The sequence below is a fragment of the Pseudoflavonifractor sp. HNCC25GI2 genome, assembly GCF_058136395.1.
This window is the reverse complement of the sequence record NZ_JBYUOW010000005.1, coordinates 29,432-48,527: the sequence shown is the minus strand read 5'-3', so window position 1 is coordinate 48,527 and position 19,096 is coordinate 29,432. Positions and strand designations below refer to the sequence as shown.

At 60.8% G+C, this 19,096-nt stretch carries 19 protein-coding genes; 5 read left to right on the top strand and 14 right to left on the bottom strand.

Features of this window, described 5'->3' with window-relative positions:
• The 6 genes from aroB to AC3YUO_RS08390 all read right to left on the bottom strand — a co-directional run bounded on the left by aroB (position 1) and on the right by AC3YUO_RS08390 (position 7,519).
• Positions 1 to 1,077, bottom strand: a complete 1,077-nt coding sequence (aroB, locus tag AC3YUO_RS08415; RefSeq protein ID WP_489962587.1) for a 3-dehydroquinate synthase — start codon at positions 1,075 to 1,077, stop codon at positions 1 to 3.
• Positions 1,078 to 1,079: 2 nt separating this feature from the next.
• Positions 1,080 to 2,093 carry a 3-deoxy-7-phosphoheptulonate synthase gene (gene aroF, locus AC3YUO_RS08410; protein WP_489962586.1) on the bottom strand — a complete coding sequence of 338 codons (1,014 nt, stop codon included), beginning with the start codon at positions 2,091 to 2,093 and terminating at the stop codon, positions 1,080 to 1,082.
• Between the two features lie 411 nt (positions 2,094 to 2,504).
• Positions 2,505 to 3,995, bottom strand: coding sequence for a UDP-glucose--hexose-1-phosphate uridylyltransferase (galT, locus tag AC3YUO_RS08405; protein WP_489962585.1), 1,491 nt, complete (start codon positions 3,993 to 3,995; stop codon positions 2,505 to 2,507).
• Between the two features lie 30 nt (positions 3,996 to 4,025).
• Entirely contained in the window at positions 4,026 to 5,015 is a 990-nt protein-coding gene (gene galE, locus AC3YUO_RS08400) for a UDP-glucose 4-epimerase GalE (protein ID WP_489962584.1), read from the bottom strand.
• A gap of 35 nt (positions 5,016 to 5,050) precedes the next feature.
• Positions 5,051 to 6,352 carry a galactokinase gene (locus tag AC3YUO_RS08395; RefSeq protein WP_489962583.1) on the bottom strand — a complete coding sequence of 434 codons (1,302 nt, stop codon included), beginning with the start codon at positions 6,350 to 6,352 and terminating at the stop codon, positions 5,051 to 5,053.
• A 129-nt stretch (positions 6,353 to 6,481) separates the two neighbouring features.
• A complete protein-coding gene (locus AC3YUO_RS08390; protein WP_489962582.1) occupies positions 6,482 to 7,519 on the bottom strand; it encodes a LacI family DNA-binding transcriptional regulator in 1,038 nt (345 codons plus the stop codon).
• Between the two features lie 133 nt (positions 7,520 to 7,652).
• On the opposite strand from AC3YUO_RS08390, the gene AC3YUO_RS08385 reads away from it, so the two are divergent.
• The 5 genes from AC3YUO_RS08385 to AC3YUO_RS08365 all read left to right on the top strand — a co-directional run bounded on the left by AC3YUO_RS08385 (position 7,653) and on the right by AC3YUO_RS08365 (position 12,537).
• On the top strand, positions 7,653 to 8,699 hold the full coding sequence (locus AC3YUO_RS08385; protein ID WP_489962581.1) for an aldose epimerase family protein: 1,047 nt from the start codon (positions 7,653 to 7,655) through the stop codon (positions 8,697 to 8,699).
• Positions 8,700 to 8,714: 15 nt separating this feature from the next.
• Positions 8,715 to 9,470, top strand: a complete 756-nt coding sequence (locus AC3YUO_RS08380) for a hypothetical protein (protein ID WP_489962580.1) — start codon at positions 8,715 to 8,717, stop codon at positions 9,468 to 9,470.
• A 78-nt stretch (positions 9,471 to 9,548) separates the two neighbouring features.
• Positions 9,549 to 11,150, top strand: coding sequence for a glucosyltransferase domain-containing protein (locus AC3YUO_RS08375; protein WP_489962579.1), 1,602 nt, complete (start codon positions 9,549 to 9,551; stop codon positions 11,148 to 11,150).
• 3 nt (positions 11,151 to 11,153) lie between these two features.
• Complete coding sequence (locus tag AC3YUO_RS08370; RefSeq protein ID WP_489962578.1) at positions 11,154 to 12,125, top strand: glycosyltransferase family 2 protein; 972 nt, start codon at positions 11,154 to 11,156, stop codon at positions 12,123 to 12,125.
• On the top strand, positions 12,097 to 12,537 hold the full coding sequence (locus AC3YUO_RS08365) for a GtrA family protein (protein ID WP_489962577.1): 441 nt from the start codon (positions 12,097 to 12,099) through the stop codon (positions 12,535 to 12,537). Before AC3YUO_RS08370 ends, AC3YUO_RS08365 begins: the two co-directional genes overlap by 29 nt.
• Before the next feature lie 72 nt (positions 12,538 to 12,609).
• On the opposite strand, the gene AC3YUO_RS08360 is transcribed toward AC3YUO_RS08365, so the two are convergent.
• The 8 genes from AC3YUO_RS08360 to AC3YUO_RS08325 form a co-directional block, all read right to left on the bottom strand.
• Positions 12,610 to 13,332, bottom strand: coding sequence for a TIGR01906 family membrane protein (locus tag AC3YUO_RS08360; protein ID WP_489962576.1), 723 nt, complete (start codon positions 13,330 to 13,332; stop codon positions 12,610 to 12,612).
• 189 nt (positions 13,333 to 13,521) lie between these two features.
• Entirely contained in the window at positions 13,522 to 14,142 is a 621-nt protein-coding gene (gene spoIIR, locus AC3YUO_RS08355) for a stage II sporulation protein R (RefSeq protein ID WP_489962575.1), read from the bottom strand.
• 83 nt (positions 14,143 to 14,225) lie between these two features.
• Positions 14,226 to 15,077 (bottom strand): 4-(cytidine 5'-diphospho)-2-C-methyl-D-erythritol kinase, encoded by an 852-nt coding sequence (gene ispE, locus AC3YUO_RS08350; protein WP_489962574.1) that lies wholly within the window; start codon positions 15,075 to 15,077, stop codon positions 14,226 to 14,228.
• A gap of 26 nt (positions 15,078 to 15,103) precedes the next feature.
• Positions 15,104 to 16,408: a DUF1015 domain-containing protein gene (locus tag AC3YUO_RS08345; RefSeq protein WP_489962573.1), complete on the bottom strand. Its 1,305-nt coding sequence runs from the start codon at positions 16,406 to 16,408 to the stop codon at positions 15,104 to 15,106.
• Entirely contained in the window at positions 16,392 to 16,607 is a 216-nt protein-coding gene (locus AC3YUO_RS08340) for a hypothetical protein (RefSeq protein WP_489962572.1), read from the bottom strand. Before AC3YUO_RS08340 ends, AC3YUO_RS08345 begins: the two co-directional genes overlap by 17 nt.
• Before the next feature lie 40 nt (positions 16,608 to 16,647).
• Complete coding sequence (thrH, locus tag AC3YUO_RS08335; protein ID WP_489962717.1) at positions 16,648 to 17,247, bottom strand: bifunctional phosphoserine phosphatase/homoserine phosphotransferase ThrH; 600 nt, start codon at positions 17,245 to 17,247, stop codon at positions 16,648 to 16,650.
• Between the two features lie 23 nt (positions 17,248 to 17,270).
• Entirely contained in the window at positions 17,271 to 18,458 is a 1,188-nt protein-coding gene (locus AC3YUO_RS08330) for an aminotransferase class I/II-fold pyridoxal phosphate-dependent enzyme (protein ID WP_489962571.1), read from the bottom strand.
• A complete protein-coding gene (locus tag AC3YUO_RS08325) occupies positions 18,455 to 18,934 on the bottom strand; it encodes an Lrp/AsnC family transcriptional regulator (protein WP_489962570.1) in 480 nt (159 codons plus the stop codon). Before AC3YUO_RS08325 ends, AC3YUO_RS08330 begins: the two co-directional genes overlap by 4 nt.
• Positions 18,935 to 19,096 lie beyond the last annotated feature (162 nt).

The window sequence follows — 19,096 nt, the reverse complement described above, 5'->3', positions numbered from 1 at the left end:
TCATCTCCCGTACATGGGCTCCAACAACTCCAGCAGTTCATCCCGGGTCATCTTCCGGCGCACTGCCCTGCCCAGCTTTTCCAGAAGAATCAGGTGGATGCTGTCGCCCGTCCGCTTTTTGTCCAGCCCCACCGCCCGGGTCATGGTGTCCCAGGGACAGGGAATATCCAGAGGCAGGTCGTACTTCTTCAAGATCTCCTGGATGCGCTCCACTGCCTCTGGGGGCGTCACACCCAGGCCTACCCCCAACTGGGCCGCCCAGTTCATGCCGGCGGCCACGCCCTGGCCGTGGGTCCAGGTCTCATAGTGTCCGGCCAGCTCGAAGGCATGGCCAATGGTGTGGCCGAAGTTCAGCAGCTGACGGGCGCCAGTGTCCCGCTCATCCTCCACCACCACCCGGCGCTTGAGGTCACAGCAGGTGTAGACCACTTCCTCAATGTGTTCTATCACCCCTGCCCGGCCTCCGCACCGGTCCAGCCGTTCAAACAGGTCCTCGTCCAGGATACAGCCATATTTAATGACCTCGGCCATACCGTCAGAGAAGGTCCGGTCGGGCAGGGTATGGAGGCACTCAGGGTCGATGATGACCAAGCTGGGCTGCCAGAAGGCCCCGGCCAGGTTCTTGCCCGCCTGGAGGTCAATGGCCACCTTCCCCCCTACTGAGGAATCTACCTGAGCCAGAAGAGTGGTAGGGATTTGGACAAAGTCCACGCCCCGCAGGAGAGTGGCTGCCACAAAGCCCGCCAGGTCTCCCACCACGCCGCCGCCCAGGGCCACTACCCCATCGGTACGGGTCATGCCGAAGGCCATCATCTGTTCCCACAGTCGGACCAGCTGCCCGGCATTCTTGGAGGCCTCCCCGGCTGGAATGGAAAAGCTTTGGACCTGGAAACCCGCTTTTTTCAGGCTGTCCGCTGTCCGGTCCAGATACAGGGGCTCCACGTTGCTGTCGGTGACCACCGCCAGCTTCCGTGCTTTGGGAAGGGCTTTGGCGCACAGCTCCCCCGCCCGGTCCAGGGCACCCCGCTCAATCTGAATTTCATAGGGCCTGGAGGTATTCACAGCCAGTGTCTTCATACTCAGACCCCCATGGCCGCCGCCCGGACGGCCCGTACCGCTTTGGCCACATCCTCGAACTGCTCAGGGCGCAGGGACTGGGCGCCGTCACACAGGGCGTGAGGCGGATCGTTGTGAACCTCGATGATGAGGCCGTCCGCCCCGCAGGCCGCCGCCGCCAGGGCCATGGGCTTGACGTACCGGGCCACGCCGGTGGCGTGGCTGGGGTCTACCACCACGGGCAGATGGGTCAGCTCATGGAGGACGGGCACGGCGGACAGGTCCAGGGTATTGCGGGTGGCCGTCTCGAAGGTGCGGACGCCCCGCTCACAGAGGATGACATTCTCGTTGCCCCCGGCCATAATGTACTCCGCGCTCATCAGCAGCTCCTTGATGGTGTTGGCCAGGCCGCGCTTGAGAAGAATGGGCTTCTTGGTCTTGCCCAGCTCCTTCAGCAGCTCGAAGTTCTGCATGTTCCGGGCCCCCACCTGGATGACGTCCACGTCCTCGAAGAGGGGCAGGTGGTTGGCGTTCATAATCTCAGTGACGATGGGCAGGCCGGTCTCCCGCTTGGCCTCCAGCAGCAGTTCAATGCCGTCGGCCTTCAGGCCCTGGAAGTCGTAGGGGGAAGTGCGGGGCTTGAAGGCACCGCCCCGGAGCATGGTGGCCCCGGCGGCCTTGACGCTCTTGGCCACCGAAATGATCTGCTCCTCGCTCTCCACCGAGCAGGGGCCGGCAATGAGGGCGAAGTTGCCGTGGCCCACCTTCAACTTCTGCTCCCCCACCTCGATGATGGAATCCTCGGGATGGAACTTCCGGTTGGCGCTCTTGAAGGGTTCGGACACCCGCTTGACCCCCTGGACAATGTCCAGGCCGGAGATGAGGTCCCCGTCCAGCTTGCTGGTATCGCCGATGACACCGATAACCGTGGAGTAGTCTCCGGTGGAGACATGGGTCCGCAGGTTCTGCGACTCAATCCAGTGAATCAAATCCTGTACACGCTCCTCTTTTGTGCCCTGCTTCACAATGATAATCATAGCAATTCGTTCCTTTCCTGTGGATTCCCGCGGCCTCACCACAGGCCACAAAAAAGACCTGCGGTGAAGTGTTTTTCACCGCAGGCCTTCGATTCGATCCCTTTTCTCACGCAAAGGTGGTCGCACCATTATTTGCAGCAAAAAGCACTTTTACCTTGTCAGCACTGAAGCCAAAAAAGTAAAAGTAGTTAAAAAAGAAAGCCGCAAACAGGTTCTTCATGGTAGACTCCTCTGTGGTTCTAAAATCCTAGTTCGCATGATAGCACCGGGGCCGGGCGCTGTCAACCGTTTTTTTCGAAACTTTTTCGAAACTTGCCCCTCAGGCACTGTACTCCCGGATACGCTCCCACAGGCCGCACACAAACATGCCCCGCCGGGCTATCCGGCGGGGCATGCAACTTATTTTGGGGATTATACGGTGGCCAGGAAGCGCAGGAAGGCCTGCCGGCCCGCCTCGTCCCGCTTGTAGACACCAGCGTGCTCCAGCACCTTGGCAAAGACCAGGCCGGTCTCCTTCTGGACGATGTCCAGAGCGTTTTCCCGGGTAATCTGGTACTTGCTCCGGAAGCCCTCTGCCCAGTCGGCGTGCTTCTCCGTGAGCTCGTCGGCCCGCAGGTCAGCACCGGAGGCCAGGGCGTCGGCCACGGCGGCCAACTCCGTCTTCAGACGGGCGGGCAGGACGGCCAGACCCATGACTTCGATGAGGCCGATGTTCTCCTTCTTGATGTGGTGAAGCTCGGCGTGGGGGTGGTAGAGCCCCAGGGGGTGCTCCGGTGTGGTCAGGTTGTTGCGCAGCACCAGATCCAGCTCGTAGTCCTCTCCCCTTCTCCGGGCGATGGGGGTGATGGTATTGTGGGGCTCCCCATCGGTCTCGGCCAGAATGGTGGCACTCTCGTCGGTATAGTTCCGCCACAGGCCCAGAATCCGGTCGGCCAGGTCCACCAGCCGCTCCCGGTCAGCGCAGGTCAGTCGGATGACGGACATGGGCCACTTGACGATGCCCGCCTTCACATCCTCGTAACCCGGGAAGGTGAAGGGGGTCTCCACGGGAGCCTTCTCCATGGCAAAGGTGTACCGCCCGCCCTGGAAGTGATCGTGGGCCAGGATGGAACCGCCCACGATGGGCAGGTCGGCGTTGGAGCCCACAAAGTAGTGGGGGAACTGGCTCACAAAGTCCAGCAGCTTTCCAAAGCAGGCCCGGTCAATCTTCATGGGGGTGTGCTCACTGTTGAGGCAGATGCAGTGCTCATTGTAGTACACGTAGGGAGAGTACTGCAAAAACCAGGGAGATCCGTTAATAGTGATGGGAACGATGCGGTGGTTCTGCCGGGCAGGGTGGTTCACCCGGCCGGCGTAGCCCTCGTTCTCTGCGCACAGCTGGCAGCGGGGATAGGCGGAGGCGGGCAGGTTCCGGGCGGCGGCGATGGCCTTGGGATCCTTCTCCGGCTTGGACAGGTTGATGGTGATGTCCAGCTCCCCATACTCGGTGGGAGCCTTCCACTGCATGTCTTTGGCGATGCGGTCCCGGCGGATGTAGTTGGTGTCCTGGCTGAACTTATAGTACCAGTCGGTGGCCTTCTTGGGGTCCTCTGCCCGCAGAGCCTGGAACTTCTCAATCACCTGGGCGGGCCGGGGGGTCAGCCGACCCATAAGCTCGGTGTCAAAAAGGTCCCGGTAGACCACGGAGTTCTCCGTCAGCACGCCCCGGGCGTAGGCGTCGTCCAGCAGCTCGTCCAGCACGGGAGCCAGCTGAATCTCTCCCCACTCCTCTCCGGGGTCTGTGTAGCTGTCCAGCTTCAGGGTATCCAGAATGGTGTTGATGGCCCAGGTGTACTCGTTCTCCTCAATGAGCCCGGTACGCAGGGCGTAGGTGGCCAGTTTGGACACAGCGGCGTCAATCATAGCAATTCACCTCGTCTGTTTCTTCCCGGCTCAGTCTTCAAAGCCGTGGGGATGGCTCTTGTGCCAGGCCCAGGCGGAGGAGACGATGGTCTCCAGATCGGCATACTGGGGCTTCCAGCCCAGGACCTTGACCGCCTTCTCGGAGGAGGCGATGAGCTGAGCGGGGTCGCCGGCCCGGCGGGGAGAAACCTCGGCGGGGATGGGGTGTCCGGTGACCTTCCGGGCCACGTCGATGACCTCCTTCACGGAGAAGCCCACGCCGTTGCCCAGGTTAAAGACGTTGTTGTCCCCGCCCTTCAGCAGGTAATCCAGGGCCAGGATGTGGGCCTGAGCCAGGTCAGTGACGTGGATGTAGTCCCGAATGCAGGTGCCGTCGGGGGTGGGGTAGTCGTCGCCGAAGATGCCCACATGGTCCCGCTGGCCGTTGGGCACCTGGAGGATAATGGGGATAAGGTGGGTCTCAGGGTTGTGGGCCTCTCCGATGGTGCCGGAGGGGTGGGCGCCGCAGGCGTTGAAGTAGCGCAGGGCCACATACTTCAGGCCGTGGGCCTTGGACACCCAGCTCATCATCTGCTCCATGGACAGCTTGGTGTTGCCGTAGCAGTTGGTGGGCACGGTCTTGTCACTCTCCAGGATGGGCACCCGCTCGGGCTCACCGTAGGTGGCGGCGGTGGAGGAGAAAACAATCTTGTCCACGCCGTGGGCCACCATGGACTGGAGCAGCACCATGGTGCCGTAGAGGTTGTTGTCATAGTACTTCAGGGGGTTGGACATGGACTCGCCCACCTGGGAGGAGGCGGCAAAGTGAATGACACCCTCGATGTGCTCAGCCTGGAACAGGGTGTCCAGCGCGCCCCGGTCCCGAATGTCCAGCTGATAGAAGCGGGCCTTGGGGTGAACAGCCTGCTTGAAGCCGGTGAGCAGGTTGTCGGCCACCACCACGTCCCGGCCGGCCTCAATGAGTTCATACACGGTGTGGGAGCCGATGTAGCCGGCTCCGCCCAAAACCAGAATTGCCATGTAAAGTTCCTTCCTTTCTTACCCTGTTCCCTACATTATTTGATGACCACACAGCCGCCCACGGGACGGATGTGCAGCACGTGACATTTTCCGCTGCCCAGCAGGGCCTCCATGCCCTCCTTAAAGGTAGCCAGCTTCTCCTGCGGCACAAAGGCCTGGATGGTGCCGGCAAAGCCGCCGCCGTGGACCCGGATGGCTCCGGTGCCCTCCAGCAGCCGCTCGCCCATAGCCAGCGCCATGGGAATGGCCTGCTGCTTGGGATCGGCGATGGACCAGGTGTTCTGCAGATGGAGCGCGGAGGACAGACCGGAGGCCCGCAGCAGCTGCAGGAAGCGGTTAAAGTCCCCGTCCTTCAGGGCCTTGGTCTCCTCCGCCGCCCGGCGGTCATCTTCAAAGAAGTGGAGGGCCCGCAGCACCGCCCGGTCGCCGCACTCGGCGCGCAGGGCGGGAATGGCGGCCAGGAATTCCGCCTCCTCCACCTGGCGCAGATACTGCTTGCCGAAGTGCGCGGCCACAGCGCCCATTTCCCGGGTAATATCGGTATAGTCGTCGGTGAGGTCGGCGTGGCAGGAGCCGGTATCCACAATGCACAGCACATGGCCGGAGCGGGTGAAGTCGTATTCTACCTTCTCCACCACCGGTGCGGCCGGGTCGGCAAAGTCGATGGCCACCGCGCCGCCCACGGAGGAACCCATCTGGTCCATGAGGCCGCTGGGCTTACCGAAGTAGACGTTCTCCGCGTACTGGCCGATTTTGGCCAGAGAGATGGGGTCCAGAGCCCCGCCGCAGCAGAAGTGGTTGATGATGTTGCCGATGAGAATCTCATAAGCCGCCGAGGAGGACAGTCCGGAGCCGGACAGGACGCTGGAGGTCACATAGGCGTCGAAGCCGGCCAGGGGGTAGCCCAGCTCCTGAATCTTGGCGGCCACGCCCCGCACCAGAGCGGCGGAGGTGTTGCGCTCCTCCTTCCGGGGAATGAGCTTGTCAAGCTCCACCTTCAACACGGGGTAGCCCTCGGACACCACCCGGATGACGTTCAGGCCGTTGGGAGCGGCGCAGGCCAGCATATCCAAATCCACGCTGCCGCACAGCACCCGGCCATGCTGATGGTCGGTGTGATTGCCGCCGATCTCCGTGCGGCCGGGGCCGCTGAACAGGGCGGCAGGGGTATCCTCCTTGGGGGCGAAGTGCTCCTGGAAGGCCTCCACCACCCGCAGAGCCCGGGCCCGGGCGGCGGCCAGACTGCTGTCCGCCCCGTCCAGGGCGTACAGCTGGGAAAGAACCTGGTCATGCTCCCCGACGGACAGGGAGCGGCGCAGCGCTTGACAGGAATACATGGGCAGTCACCTCATTTTCATTCTGTTGTGTTCAGTATATTTAATTTTTACTAAAAATTCAACCACTATTTTTCCCTTTTGAAAACTTTGGCTTTGTGCACAGAAACGGTTCTGTTTTTCTGGTGATTTTTACTGCTCTGCCGCCGGGGCGCTGCTCCCCCGCACCACCAGGGAGGGAGGAACCACTACCTTCAAAGGCAAGGTGCGGACAGGCTCCTTGCCAGGCAGCACCGCCCGCTCTCCCAGCATGCGCAGGGCTGTGCGCGCCATCTCCTCCACGTGGGTGGATACGGAGGTGAGAGGCGGCTCCACCAGGGAAGAACGTGGGGTATCGTTGAAGGACACCACCGACACCTCCTGGGGCACCCGCCGCCCCGCCTCGTTCAGCGCCCGCAGGGCGCCGATGGCGCTCTCCTCGTTGGCACACAGGAAGGCGGTGGGGCACGGCTCTCCCGAGGCCAACAGCTCCCCCACCGCCCGGGCGGCGGCCTGGGCCTCCATGGGACAATCCAGCAGCCGGGCCCCCTCCAGCAGCTCGTGCCGCTCCATCAGCTTCAAAAACAGCTGCCGGCGCACCTCGGGAGCCCGGCGGCGGTAATCGTCCAGCTTGTAGACCGGCCCAATGTAGCCGATATGCCGGTGGCCCAGCTGGGTCAGATGCTCCAGAGCCAGAGAGATACCCAGCTCGTACCCCAGTACTACCGAGTCAAACCGCTGCTCAAATGGTGAGGAGTCCACAAACACCACGTTGGGGGTGAGTGCGGCCAGGGACTCGATTTGGGCGGGCGTGAAGAGGCCGATGGCCACAATGCCGTCCAGCTTCTCCCCCTCCGGCGGCAAGAACCCCTCTCCCCGGCTCTCCAGCGTGAGGCAGGTGTACTTCTTATCCATGCAGCCCTGACGCACGAAATTGCTCAGATACAGATAATAGGGGTCGTCCAGCTGCTGGGCCGGGGTGAGCATCTCCGCCACCCCCACCCGGAGCACTCCCTTGGGCGTCCGGCCCCGGCGGCTGCGGGTAGCGGTATAGTTCAGCCGCCCCGCCTCCTCCAGCACCTTCCGCCGGGCCTCCGGCGTCACCGACAGGGCGGGGTCCCCGCTGAGAATGCGGGAAATGGTGGCGGGGGAATAGCCCGTCCGGTCCGCCAATTCCTTCAAGGTTGCCACAGCGCGTCTCCTCCATAATTTTTACTAAAATTAAACTACCATATTTACCCCACTTTGGCAAGGGGAAAGATTCCCTTTTGGTGAAAAATCTGCTACACTGGGGATAATCTATTATATTAAGGAGGCCCTCGCTATGAATCAGTCCTCCCGCTGTCCCTTTGGCACCACCCGCGGCGGTGAGCCAGTAGAGCTGCTCACCCTGGACAACGGCACCATCTCCTGTGAAATTCTCACCTTCGGCGCTACCCTGCGCACCCTGACCGTCCCCGACCGTGAGGGCAAGCCGGTAGACGTGGTGCTGGGTTATGACCACCTGTCCGACTACGAGACCCGTGACGGCTACCTGGGCGCCGTGGTGGGACGGTACGCCAACCGCATCGCCAAGGGACAGTTCTCCCTAAACGGCAAGACCTACTCCCTGGCGGTCAACAACGGTCCCAACCACCTTCATGGCGGCATTGTGGGTTACTCCTACCGGGTGTGGACGGTGGAGGAGCTCACCCCGCAAAAAGCGGTTCTCACCCTGGAAAGCCCCGACGGCGAGGAAGGCTACCCCGGCGCGCTCTCCCTCCGAGTCACCTATTCCCTGGAAGGCAGCGCCCTCTCCCTTCACTACGAGGCCCTGGCCCACGGGGACACCGTCTGCAATCTGACCAACCACAGCTACTTTAACTTGGCGGGACAGGGCTCCGGTCCGGTGCTGGACCAGACGCTCTCCCTCTGCGCCTCCCGCTACACCCCCGCCGACGAGACCAGCATCCCCTACGGAACGCTGGAATCTGTGGAGGGCACTCCCATGGACTTCCTCACCCCCACTCCCATCGGTGCCCGCATCGAGGACGACTTTGAGCAGCTGAAGCTGGGTCACGGCTACGACCACAACTATGTGGTTGACGGCCCCGTGGGCACCCTTCGCCCCGCCGCCCGGGCGTTCTCCTCCAAAACCGGCATTGTGATGGAGACGGAGACCACCCTGCCCGGGATGCAGCTTTATACGGCCAACTTCCTCCCGGAGGGCTGTCCGGGCAAGGGAGGCGCGTCTTACGGTCCCCGCCACGCCTTCTGCCTGGAGACCCAGTTCTTCCCCGACTCCCCCAACCAGCCTGCCTTCCCCTCTACCGTACTGCGGGCTGGGGAGCGGTATGACCACACCACACGGTTCCGCTTTTCCTGTCTGTAAGTGCAGGGCCCGGAAATGAACACGCTGACTTTATTGGAGTGGAACCTCCACAAGATGACCCATTCCGCGCCGGTCCCGCCCTTTGTGTGCCGCCGGATTCTCTCGCCGGACCCGGATCTCATCTGTCTGGTGGAGTACCGGACGGACCCTGGCATCCGGGCTGCTTTAAAAAACGCCTACTGGGTGGCGGAGAGCATCCCCGCCTCAGGAAACCAGGTTCTCCTGGCCGTGCGGCGCACACTGGCCCCAAAGGGCATTCAGGTGGTCCGGCGTGTGGAGGAACCCGGCTGCTTCAACTTGCTCCACATTTGCTTTTCTTACGGGGAGAAGCGTTCTCTCTCCCTTCTGGGTATCCGGATGCTCTCTCCCATGGACGCAAGCCAGCAGACGCCTCCCCTGAACCAATATCTCAGCCAGTTGGCCGACCCCTTTCTCTGCACCGGGGACTTTAATATTCTGGGGCGGCGCATGCCGGTCTGGTTCCCCTCCTACCCCAAGGAGGTTTCCGTCGGTACGGGGCCGCTGGCCCGCGTCAGCTATCTGTATTCCGACTCTTCCGGCACTGTGACCGGCGGCGGGGACCCTGACCACACGCTCTGCAGTCCCGGTCTCACCGTCCGTGCCCAGTATCAGTGGGATTTTACATCCGATGACCCAATCTACCCAAACCCGGTGGCCGCTATGCACGGCGGTCGGTGGGATCTGCCGCCGTGCTTCCCTGATCACGCCATTCTTTGGGCTCAGGTCCGCTCCAGCGGTAAAATGGGCTAGTTCTGCCTTGCATTATGGGGAAAAATGGCCTATAATGTGTACTGGTTTTTTATGCCCATTTTTCCTGGGAGGAATGCTATGTTTATTGATGAGAGAGGCAGGAATCTGTGGCAGCGCCTGGCCCCAGCCCACAAATCCGCCTTCTTCAGCTGCCTGGTGACCGGCTATCTGGTTCACCTCTACGCCTTTACCAACGTCATCCCTAACTCCGACGGTCTGAGCCGGGTCTTCGATACCCAGCAGATGACTGTCTCCGGCCGGTGGTTTCTTCACTACGCCTCCGCTCTGAACGACTTCACTCAGATGCCGGCGGTGATCGGCCTTCTGTCCCTGCTTTTTCTCAGTCTGGCCGCCGCTTTTACGGTGGACCTGCTGTCCATCCGCAGCAAGATTCTGGCGGGTCTGGCCGGAGCCGTGATGGCCGCTTTTCCCTGCATGGGCTACACCTTCCTCTATATGTTTACTGCCAGTGCCTACTGTCTGGCCATTCTGCTGGCGGTGCTGTCCGTGTGGCTGGCCCGGCGGGGCAGACTGGGCTGGATTGCCGGCGTGGTGCTGCTGGCCTTCTCTATGGGGACCTATCAGGCCTATGTGACCCTGGCCATCGCTCTGACCCTCCTCGTCCTCTTTCAGGAGACCCTGACCCCCGGCACCACCTTCCGGGGCACCTTCCGGCTTGGGCTTTCCCTGGCAGCTTATTTGGCTGTGGGCGCAGCGCTCTATTATGGGATTCTGATGGTCTTTTTAAAGGTGAAGGACCTGGAGCTTCTGTCCTACCTGGGCATGGACGCGGCCAGCTCGGGCTACCCCTTTGCCAGCCTGCCCAGCCTCATCTTCCGCTCCTACAAGCAGGTAGTGGCCTTTTTCTTTGTTCCCGGCTCCGGGGACGCCTTCGCCTCCCCCTTTATGGTTGTGCTGGATCTGCTGGCTGGACTTCTGGGCCTTATCTTTCTGGTCACCTGCTTCCGGAAGCGTGCCCTCCTTAATGCTCCCTGGCGGCTGGTGGGGGCGCTGGCCATGCTGGCCCTGCTCCCCCTGGGAATGAACTTCACGCAGATCCTTTCCCCCTACTCCGTCCCCACTCCGCTGATGAAGTACGCCTTCGTGTGCGTCTATCTGGCGATATTCCTGCTGGCGGACCAGGCGGACGCTCTCCCCGAGCCGGCGCGGCTGCAGAAGGCCGCCCTTTCCTTTACCGCCCTGTGGTGTGCCGGTGTGCTGCTGTTCTGCCTGAACACCAACAATCTGCTCTACACCGCATCGGCTCAGGCTCACCGCGCCACCGAGAGCTACGCCACCCGGCTGATGACCCGCATTGAAAGCTGCCCTGACTATGAGCCGGGGATGGAGATCGTCATCGTAGGTGCCATCTCCACCGACGCACTCCAGGCCGACATTCCCAGCTACCGACAGGTAGCCCATTATAGCCTCTCCACCGACACGGTGGCCCCCCTGAACAAGCATATCTATTACTACCTCAGCGACTGGCTGAACATCCCTGTGGAGGAGCCGGAGGAATCCGTCTTCATGGAGGTTGCCGCCTCCCCGGAATTTGCGGAAATGCCCCTCTATCCTGAGGATGGTTCCATCCAGGTCCTGGACGGGCGGCTGGTGGTCAAGGTTCAGGAGACCTACACCCCCAAGTCCGACTTTGAAATTGCTTACGAAAACAGGAGATAAACTATGGCAGACGAGTTAAAACAGGGTCTGCTGTCCGTGGTACTCCCCTCCTTTAATGAGGAGGGCTCTATTCCCCGGGCAGCGGACACCATCACCGAGATTCTGACCCAGGCATCCATTCCCCATGAGCTCATTTTTGTAGATGACGGCTCTAAGGACGGCACTTGGAGCGCCGTGGAGGGGCAGTCCCTCCGTCATCCCCAGGTACGGGGTGTGCGTTTCTCCCGGAACTTCGGCAAGGAGGCCGCCATTTTTGCGGGTCTGGCCCAGGCCGCCGGAGACTGTGTGGTAGTCATGGACTGCGACCTGCAGCACCCGCCGGAAAAGGTGGTTGACATGTACCGCCTGTGGCAGCAGGGCTACCAGGTCATCGAGGGCGTAAAAACCAGCCGTGGCAAGGAAAATCCCTTGCACACCTTTGCCGCAAAAAGCTTCTACACTATGATCAGCAAAGCTACCGGCATTGACATGTCCCGCGCCTCGGACTTTAAGCTGCTGGACCGCCGGGCGGTGGACACGCTGCTGGCCATGCGGGAGAAAAACGCTTTCTTCCGCGCCCTCTCCTCTTGGATTGGGTTCTCCACCACCCAGGTGGAGTTCGAGGTACAGCCCCGGCTGGAGGGTGAGTCCAAGTGGTCCATCCGCAGTCTGGTGCGTTACGCCCTCACCAATATTGCCGCCTTTTCCGCTGCTCCCCTGCAGCTGGTCACCCTTTTGGGCGTGGTGGTCTTTATCTGCTCGGTGGTACTGGGGATTTGGTCCCTGTGGCAGAAAGTCTCCGGTCAGGCTTTGGAGGGCTTTACCACTGTTATTCTGCTCCAGTTGCTCATCGGCAGTATTCTGATGATCTGTCTGGGCATTATCGGCTACTACATTGCCAAAATCTATGAAGAAGTAAAGGACCGGCCCCGGTACATCGTGGCCGAGCGCTGCGAGGGACCCAAGAATGATGGACAAGCTGAAAAAGATATTTGACCCCACCTTCTTCCGCTTCATTGTGGTAGGCGTCATCAACACCCTGGTGGGCTACGGCGTCATGTTTGGCCTCTACAACCTGGCAGGACTGCACCTGTGGGGCGATACCGGCTATTGGATCTCCTCCGCCGCCAACTACGTGGTGGGCAGCATCGTCAGTTTCTTCCTCAACAAGCATTTCACCTTCCGCAACCAGGAAAAGGGCGCAGGGGTGGTCATCCGCTTTGTGGTCAATATCTCTGTGTGCTACCTGCTGGCCTATGGCCTGGCAAAGCCCGCAGTGAGCTGGGCTCTGGGCGGCATGGGGCTGAGCGAGCAGCTTCAGGGCAACCTGACCATGCTCTTCGGCTCCGGTCTGTTTGTCCTGCTCAACTACTTCGGCCAGCGCTTCTTTGCGTTCAAGGCACGATAATTGTTTCATAAAAACAGCCCCGCCGATCCGTGGATCAGCGGGGCTGTTTTATGTCCGGATTTTCCTCTCAACTCAGCCGCAGCCGGAACAGCCTTGACAGTTCCCGCCGCAGGAGGGTCCTAAGTTCTGAGCGCGTTTTCTCCTCCGCCCCGCCCATAGATCCGCCAAAATCAAAATAGCACACCACAGCAGCAGCATCACCAGAATCAGGATGGCACAGTTGCGAAAAAAGGTCTCCGGCAGAATGAGAATCACTGGGTCCTCCCACCAGTTGAAGAGCCAGTTATCTTTTCCCGGGAAAAACAGATGGTGAAACACCACAAACGCCCGGTCAAAATCGGTGGCGGCGAAGGCGCCCACCGCTAGAAACACCACACCCAGGCCGCTGGCAGCCCAGAAGCCGGAGCCGTGGCCCAGCAGCAGACTGGGGCGCAGCCGTTTTTTCCAACACAACACAAAGAGCACGATCAGTCCCAGGAGCGACAGGCCCAGCACCCACAAATCCAACAGGAACAGAGCCCGTACATCCGCAAAATGGCTGGCTCCCGACTCAGAAAACGGAAGAATTCCCGCGGCAAAGTCCTCCCGCAGGCCAAGGCAGTAGTCCATCACCTGGTCAAAGGCCTGCCGGATCTCCTCCCGGGTCAGGCCAGTAATATCCTCCAATCCCAATGGGCCTATGTGAGCGTAGTAAAAGGGACGGCACAGCAGCGGGACCGCAATGGCCCCCGACAGCACTGCCAAGGCTGTGAACAACGCGGCAGCAACCGCAAGCAGTTTGCTGGTTTTCAACATTTCCTCCTCCAAATCAGGCCCGTTCAGAGCCGACTGCGCAATCAGAACCCGAAGGGAGACACCCCTCCACAGGTCTCGCCCACTTCGTTTTCTCGTTTCCGGTCCAACAAAGCAGAAGACGGAGCGCACCTCAGCGCTCCGTCTTATCATAGCACAAATGTGTGACGATGACAATGTGGCACGCCACAGTCAGCCTGCCAAGAACTGCTTCAGTTCCCCCAGCAGCTCCATTCCCTTAAATTTCAGCACATAGCCTTCTGATTCTCCGGTCATAAGGGCGGTCTGGTCCGCGTCAAAATATCCGGCCTGGGTTGCCTCCTCCACGCTCTGGCTGGCCGCTCCCAGGCACAGGGGCGGGAAGGCCACGCACCACCAGTTCTGCCCCTCTCCTTCCCCGATGACAATGCGCAGAGCGGTGTAGTCCCCGGCGGGCAAGGCAAAATCCTCATATTCCTTAGTGGGGAACCAGCACTCGGTCAGCTGGGCGGTGACGGGGTAGTCGTATCCCGCCTCCTTCACGGTCTGCTCTCCGATTTGGGACAGTTCCGGAAGACTCTTCTCCAGCGCCGCCCGTGCCTGCTCCAGGGTGGCATGCTCTGGATAGAGCTCCTGAGCCCGCTCCAGAATCCGGTCCCGCACCTCCAGTTTCAGCGCCTGATCCTCCTGGCTGTCCGAGTTGGCAATGACATGCAGGCGAATCACCTGCCCCGCCAGCTCCTCCTGTTCCCGGTTTAGCCATGCTCCCGTACAAAGGGTCACTAACACGCCCAGCAGCAGTGCCAGTTCCCAGCATTTCAGTTTTCTGTCCATACGTTTTTCCCTCCAAAGCCCAAAAAAGGCCGTCCATACTGTTAAGTAAATTGCACTTACAGTATGGACGGCCTTTGGTTTTTTTAAACCGTTTGGGCCAAAAAGGTGTCCGTATAGCGGAGACGCAGGCGTTCAAAGGCCTCCCGGGCCGCCGCCTCCCGCTCAAAGAGGCCGAAGGCGGTGGGTCCGGTGCCGCTCATGTTGGCACCCAGAGCACCGCACTCAATGAGAACGTGCTTAATCTCTCCAACCGGCCCCTGCTGTCTGGGCGAGAGCACGTCCTCAAAGACGTTATACATCCGACGTGCCACGCCCCCCAGGTCCCCCGCCGCCAGGGCGGCCAGCACTCCCTCGGTGTCGGGACGGCAACGCACCCGGCAGCTGTCGATACGGGCGAAGAGCTCCGGTGTGGAGATAGGGAAGTCCGGCTTACAGGCCACTACCCAACACCTGGGCAGGGCGGGCAGCGGGGTGAGCACCTCTCCCCGGCCCTCAGCCAGCGCGGTGCCCCCCATCACGCAGTAGGGCACGTCGGATCCCACCTGCTCCCCGATGCGGCACAGCTGCTCCCGGGTGAAGGGGGTTCCCTCCAGCTCGTTGAGCGTCCGGAGAACAGCGGCAGCATCGCTGCTCCCCCCCGCCATACCGGCACAAACTGGTACCTGCTTGGTAAGGGCAATGTCCAGCCCTCCGCAGTCCCGGCCCAACGCCTCATAAAACCGCAGGGCAGCAGCTCCGGCCAGGTTTTTCTCCCCGCTGGGCAGAAAGGTAAGGTCAGACTGTACCCGCACCTCACCGCTCCGGGTAGGCTCCAGTATCACTCGGTCTGCTAAGGTGATGGTCTGCATCACCATGCGCAGGTCGTGGTAGCCATCCGGCCGCTTGCCCAGCACATCCAGGGTCAAATTCAGTTTTGCGGGCGCCTGCACTTCCATGCCGGTCCCTCCTTTTTCTCTATGCCTCAGCGGCGAATCCGCCGGGCCTCCAGATAAAAGCGCTTGTCCTGGGCCTCTCCCATGGAAAAAGTCTTCCGGGGCAGCACTCCGTCGTGGATGACGGTGGGAAACAGCTCCTCCTTGCCCATGGCGGGCAGCAGGAAGGCAATGGCATCTTTCCGCTCCCGGGCCAGTTTACGGGCTACATCCGCTCCGTGGACATAATCAATCCGGCTCTGGGGATGGGCGGCCAGGAACTCGTCCAAAAATGTTTGGAGCGTCCCCACTGCCAGCTGGGCCCTGGGGGTAAGTACGGTGACCGCCCCCTCCTCTTCCGCCCACACATAGCGCAGCACATGGCGGCGCTGCTCCGTGGCCGGGCCCTCACCCCGCAGGGTATTGGGGTAGTAGCGTACCAACTCGTCCACCAGGAAGCGGGGATCCACCCCAAAGGCCACCCGGTGAATGGGTTCAAACTCCAAAGAATGGTCGTGGAGGTTCACCAGCTCGCACAGGGCATACCGGGCAGGCAGGCTGTCCCACTGCTCCGGAGGCGTCAGCCTCTTGGCCCGCTCGTAGCACTCCTTGGCGATAGCCAGGGAGTGGTTGCCGTCGCCCACCGCAAAAAGGAGCACCGGCTCCTCCCCGGAAAGGTCATAGCGACGGCGAAAGGCCTCCGGGTCCGCCAGAGCCGCCATGGCCCGGGCGACCTGCTCCATCTGCTTCTCCCCCAGGCGCCAACCCTTGACATGGCCGCCCTGCTCCATCAGTTCGAAGTCATAGAGCAGCTCCATCTCCCCCGTCTGGGCGGCCAGAGGCTCGATGACCGTCTCTTTCGGATCGTCGGCCAGCAGCATCACGTGTGGAAGCTCGATAGGGGCGTTTTTCCGCACCGCCACACGGGGCGGAATACGGGAGAGGACGGTCCCCTCCGTGGCCCGGACCGGCGTGACTGCTCCCGGCTCGTAGTCATACTGCTCCAGGTCCACCATACCAATCAGGCCACGGCGGACACGACCATTGTCCAGGGTTCGCTCCACATAGATCAGGCTGTCCGGGTACTCGGCAAACCGGCCCTCCCGGAGATAACGGGTCATGGTATTGTTGATCTCCATGATGTCCGTCTCCACGTCCGGACCCTCCAGACAGCTCTCGGGCAGAATCAGCCGCAGCGCTGACGGAGCGCGCCCCACCCGCTCCTCCACCCGCTGCCAGTACTCCGGCTGGGAGGTATATTGGTCACAGGCTACCACGCTCCAAAGGCTCAGATCGCAGTTCTGAGGCAGGAGAATATCGGCACTCTGAAATGGAAAATTATTCTTCATGTTCATCCTTCTTTTCATTCAGGAGCTTGTCGATCTTTTTCTCCAGGTCCCCAAGCTTCGTCACAGTGGTAGCCAACGCGGCCAGAACCGCGGCAAGGGCCAAAAATCCCAGGATGTAGAGCGCCGTCATACCTTCAAAGCAACTGCCAAATAAGACGCCAACAACCAAAACGGCCGCAAACAGGAGCCAATAGGTGATAAACATATCAGTTCCTCCCCACCGCGCTCTCCAAATGGATTCTTTTTTACAGGGCCTCTTCGATGGCGCGGAGCAGGTCGTCAAATTCTTCAAAGGCGGGCAGCTCCGGATGGGCAGCCTTAATGGCCTCGGTGCTCTTAAAGAGGAACCCGGCCTTGCTGGCCTGAATCATGGCCAGGTCGTTAAAGCTGTCGCCGGCGGCAATGGTGTCAAAGCCGCAGGACTGCAAAGCCCTCACCGTGGTGAGCTTGGACTTCTCGCAGCGCATCTGAAAGCCAGAGATGGTTCCGTCAGGGGCCACATCCAGAGTGTTGCAGAACAGCGTGGGCCAGCCCAGCTTTTCCATGAGGGGCTTGGCAAACTGCTCGAAGGTATCGCTGAGGACGATGACCTGGGTCTCACTTCTCAGTTTGTCCAGAAACTCCTTGGCACCGGGCAGGGGGTCAATGGTGGCGATGGTGGCCTGAATCTCCCTGAGGCCCAGCCCGTGTTCCTTCAAAATACCCAAGCGCCAGGTCATGAGCTTATTGTAGTCGGGCTCATCCCGGGTGGTGCGCTTGAGCTCGGGAATCCCGCTGGCCTCCGCAAAGGCAATCCAGATCTCAGGGACCAGGACGCCCTCCATATCCAAACAGACGACATTCATCATAAATACTCCTTTTCCACTTCTCAGCCTTCCCGGCCCTGCTTCCGCCGCAGGTTGGTGAGGAAGTTATCCATACGGCTGACCGCCTCGGCGATATCCTTCATGGAGGCGGCATAGCATGCGCGGACAAAGCCCTCGCCGCCGGGGCCGAAGGCATTGCCGGGAATAACGGCTACCTTCTCCTCCTTCAGGAATCGCTCACAAAATTCCTCGCTGCTCAGGCCGGTGGACTTGATGCAGGGGAAGACATAGAAAGCGCCCTTGGGCTCAAAGCACTCCAGGCCGATGCGGTTGAGGTTTTCCACCAGATAGCGGCGGCGGCGGTCGTACTCCTCCCGCATGTGCTCGATATCCTTGTCCCCGTTGCGCATGGCCTCCACCGCGGCATACTGGCTGGTGGTGGGGGCGGACATAATGCCAAACTGGTGCAGCTTGGTCATGGCGGCGATGATGGGCTTGGGGGCGCAGACATAGCCCATGCGCCAGCCGGTCATGGCGTGGCTCTTGGAAAAGCCGTTAACCACCACGGTGCGCTCATACATGTCGGTGAGGTTGGCCATGGACACGTGGCGCTGGCCATAGGTGAGCTCGGCATAGATTTCATCGGAGATGACCATGATGTCCGTGCCCCGCAGCACATCGGCAATGGCCTCCAGATCCCGGCGCTCCATAATGCCGCCGGTGGGGTTGGAGGGGAAGGGCAGCACCACAATTTTGGTCTTGGGGGTAATGGCGGCCTTCAGCTGCTCCGGGGTGAGCCGGAACTCGTTCTCCGCCTTCAGCTCTACGTACACGGGAACGCCCCCGGCCATCTCCGCCAGGGGGCCATAGCACACAAAGGAGGGCACGGGCACAATGACTTCGTCCCCCGGATTGATGAGCACCCGCATGGCCAGGTCGATTGCCTCACTGCCGCCCACGGTGACCAGAATCTGTCCGTTATAGTCGTAGTGCAGGTCAAAACGCCGGTTCAAATAAGAGGAAATCTCCCGCCGCAGCTGGAGCATGCCGGCGTTGGAGGTGTACTTGGTGTGGCCGCGCTCCAGGGAGTAGATGCCAGCGTCCCGGATGTGCCAGGGCGTGACAAAGTCCGGCTCGCCGATGCCCAGGGAGATGGCGTCCGTCATCTCCTCCAGAATGTCAAAAAACTTGCGGATGCCCGAGGGCTTAATGCCTTGAATTTTATCGTTTAAAATCTGGTCGTAATTCATACGAAGATGTACTCCCTTTCCTCCGGATCCTGGGGACGGAACACCAGGTGCTTTTCTTTGTATTTCTTTAAAATGAAATGGGTGGCAGTCCCCGTGACCCCCTGGATGGGAGCCAGCCGCTCACTGACAAACTGGGCCACCTCCCGCAGTGTCCGCCCGGAGATGATGACCGTCAGATCAAAGGAGCCGCTCATCAGGTACATGCTCTCTACCTCGTCGTACTGGTAGATACGCTCGGCAATCCGGTCAAACCCATCAATGGACTGAGGCACCACATTTACCTCGATCAGCGCGGTTACCGTCTCTTTGCGCACCCGGTCCCAGTCAATGATTGCCTTATAACCCAGGATAACCCGGTCTTCTTCATATGCTCGGATGGCCTGCTCTGCCTCTGCCTGCGATACGCCTGCGGCGGCTGCCAACTGGGCTACGCTCATGCTGCAGTCCTGCTCCAACAATTCCAACAGCTTTTCCATGGACGGTCTCCTCCGCTTCCTGTAAAATTTCCCGCACCTGCAGGGAATGGTGGTAAGATATTCCGCTTTCTTTGCGTTCTGTGTCCCGGGTGCGTTTTTTCTCCGCTCCCGGCACTTTTGTCAGCAGTCCTTATTATACACAGATTATACTGGAAAAACAAT

Excerpts from the sequence above, each read along its gene's own strand:
- aroB (WP_489962587.1), bottom strand. The coding sequence starts at position 1,077 with ATGAAGACACTGGCTGTGAATACCTCCAGGCCCTATGAAATTCAGATT.
- aroF (WP_489962586.1), bottom strand. The coding sequence starts at position 2,093 with ATGATTATCATTGTGAAGCAGGGCACAAAAGAGGAGCGTGTACAGGAT.
- galT (WP_489962585.1), bottom strand. The coding sequence starts at position 3,995 with ATGATTGACGCCGCTGTGTCCAAACTGGCCACCTACGCCCTGCGTACC.
- galE (WP_489962584.1), bottom strand. The coding sequence starts at position 5,015 with ATGGCAATTCTGGTTTTGGGCGGAGCCGGCTACATCGGCTCCCACACC.
- AC3YUO_RS08395 (WP_489962583.1), bottom strand. The coding sequence starts at position 6,352 with ATGTATTCCTGTCAAGCGCTGCGCCGCTCCCTGTCCGTCGGGGAGCAT.
- AC3YUO_RS08385 (WP_489962581.1), top strand. The coding sequence starts at position 7,653 with ATGAATCAGTCCTCCCGCTGTCCCTTTGGCACCACCCGCGGCGGTGAG.
- AC3YUO_RS08380 (WP_489962580.1), top strand. The coding sequence starts at position 8,715 with ATGAACACGCTGACTTTATTGGAGTGGAACCTCCACAAGATGACCCAT.
- AC3YUO_RS08375 (WP_489962579.1), top strand. The coding sequence starts at position 9,549 with ATGTTTATTGATGAGAGAGGCAGGAATCTGTGGCAGCGCCTGGCCCCA.
- AC3YUO_RS08370 (WP_489962578.1), top strand. The coding sequence starts at position 11,154 with ATGGCAGACGAGTTAAAACAGGGTCTGCTGTCCGTGGTACTCCCCTCC.
- AC3YUO_RS08365 (WP_489962577.1), top strand. The coding sequence starts at position 12,097 with ATGATGGACAAGCTGAAAAAGATATTTGACCCCACCTTCTTCCGCTTC.
- AC3YUO_RS08360 (WP_489962576.1), bottom strand. The coding sequence starts at position 13,332 with ATGTTGAAAACCAGCAAACTGCTTGCGGTTGCTGCCGCGTTGTTCACA.
- spoIIR (WP_489962575.1), bottom strand. The coding sequence starts at position 14,142 with ATGGACAGAAAACTGAAATGCTGGGAACTGGCACTGCTGCTGGGCGTG.
- ispE (WP_489962574.1), bottom strand. The coding sequence starts at position 15,077 with ATGGAAGTGCAGGCGCCCGCAAAACTGAATTTGACCCTGGATGTGCTG.
- AC3YUO_RS08345 (WP_489962573.1), bottom strand. The coding sequence starts at position 16,408 with ATGAACATGAAGAATAATTTTCCATTTCAGAGTGCCGATATTCTCCTG.
- AC3YUO_RS08340 (WP_489962572.1), bottom strand. The coding sequence starts at position 16,607 with ATGTTTATCACCTATTGGCTCCTGTTTGCGGCCGTTTTGGTTGTTGGC.
- thrH (WP_489962717.1), bottom strand. The coding sequence starts at position 17,247 with ATGAATGTCGTCTGTTTGGATATGGAGGGCGTCCTGGTCCCTGAGATC.
- AC3YUO_RS08330 (WP_489962571.1), bottom strand. The coding sequence starts at position 18,458 with ATGAATTACGACCAGATTTTAAACGATAAAATTCAAGGCATTAAGCCC.
- AC3YUO_RS08325 (WP_489962570.1), bottom strand. The coding sequence starts at position 18,934 with ATGGAAAAGCTGTTGGAATTGTTGGAGCAGGACTGCAGCATGAGCGTA.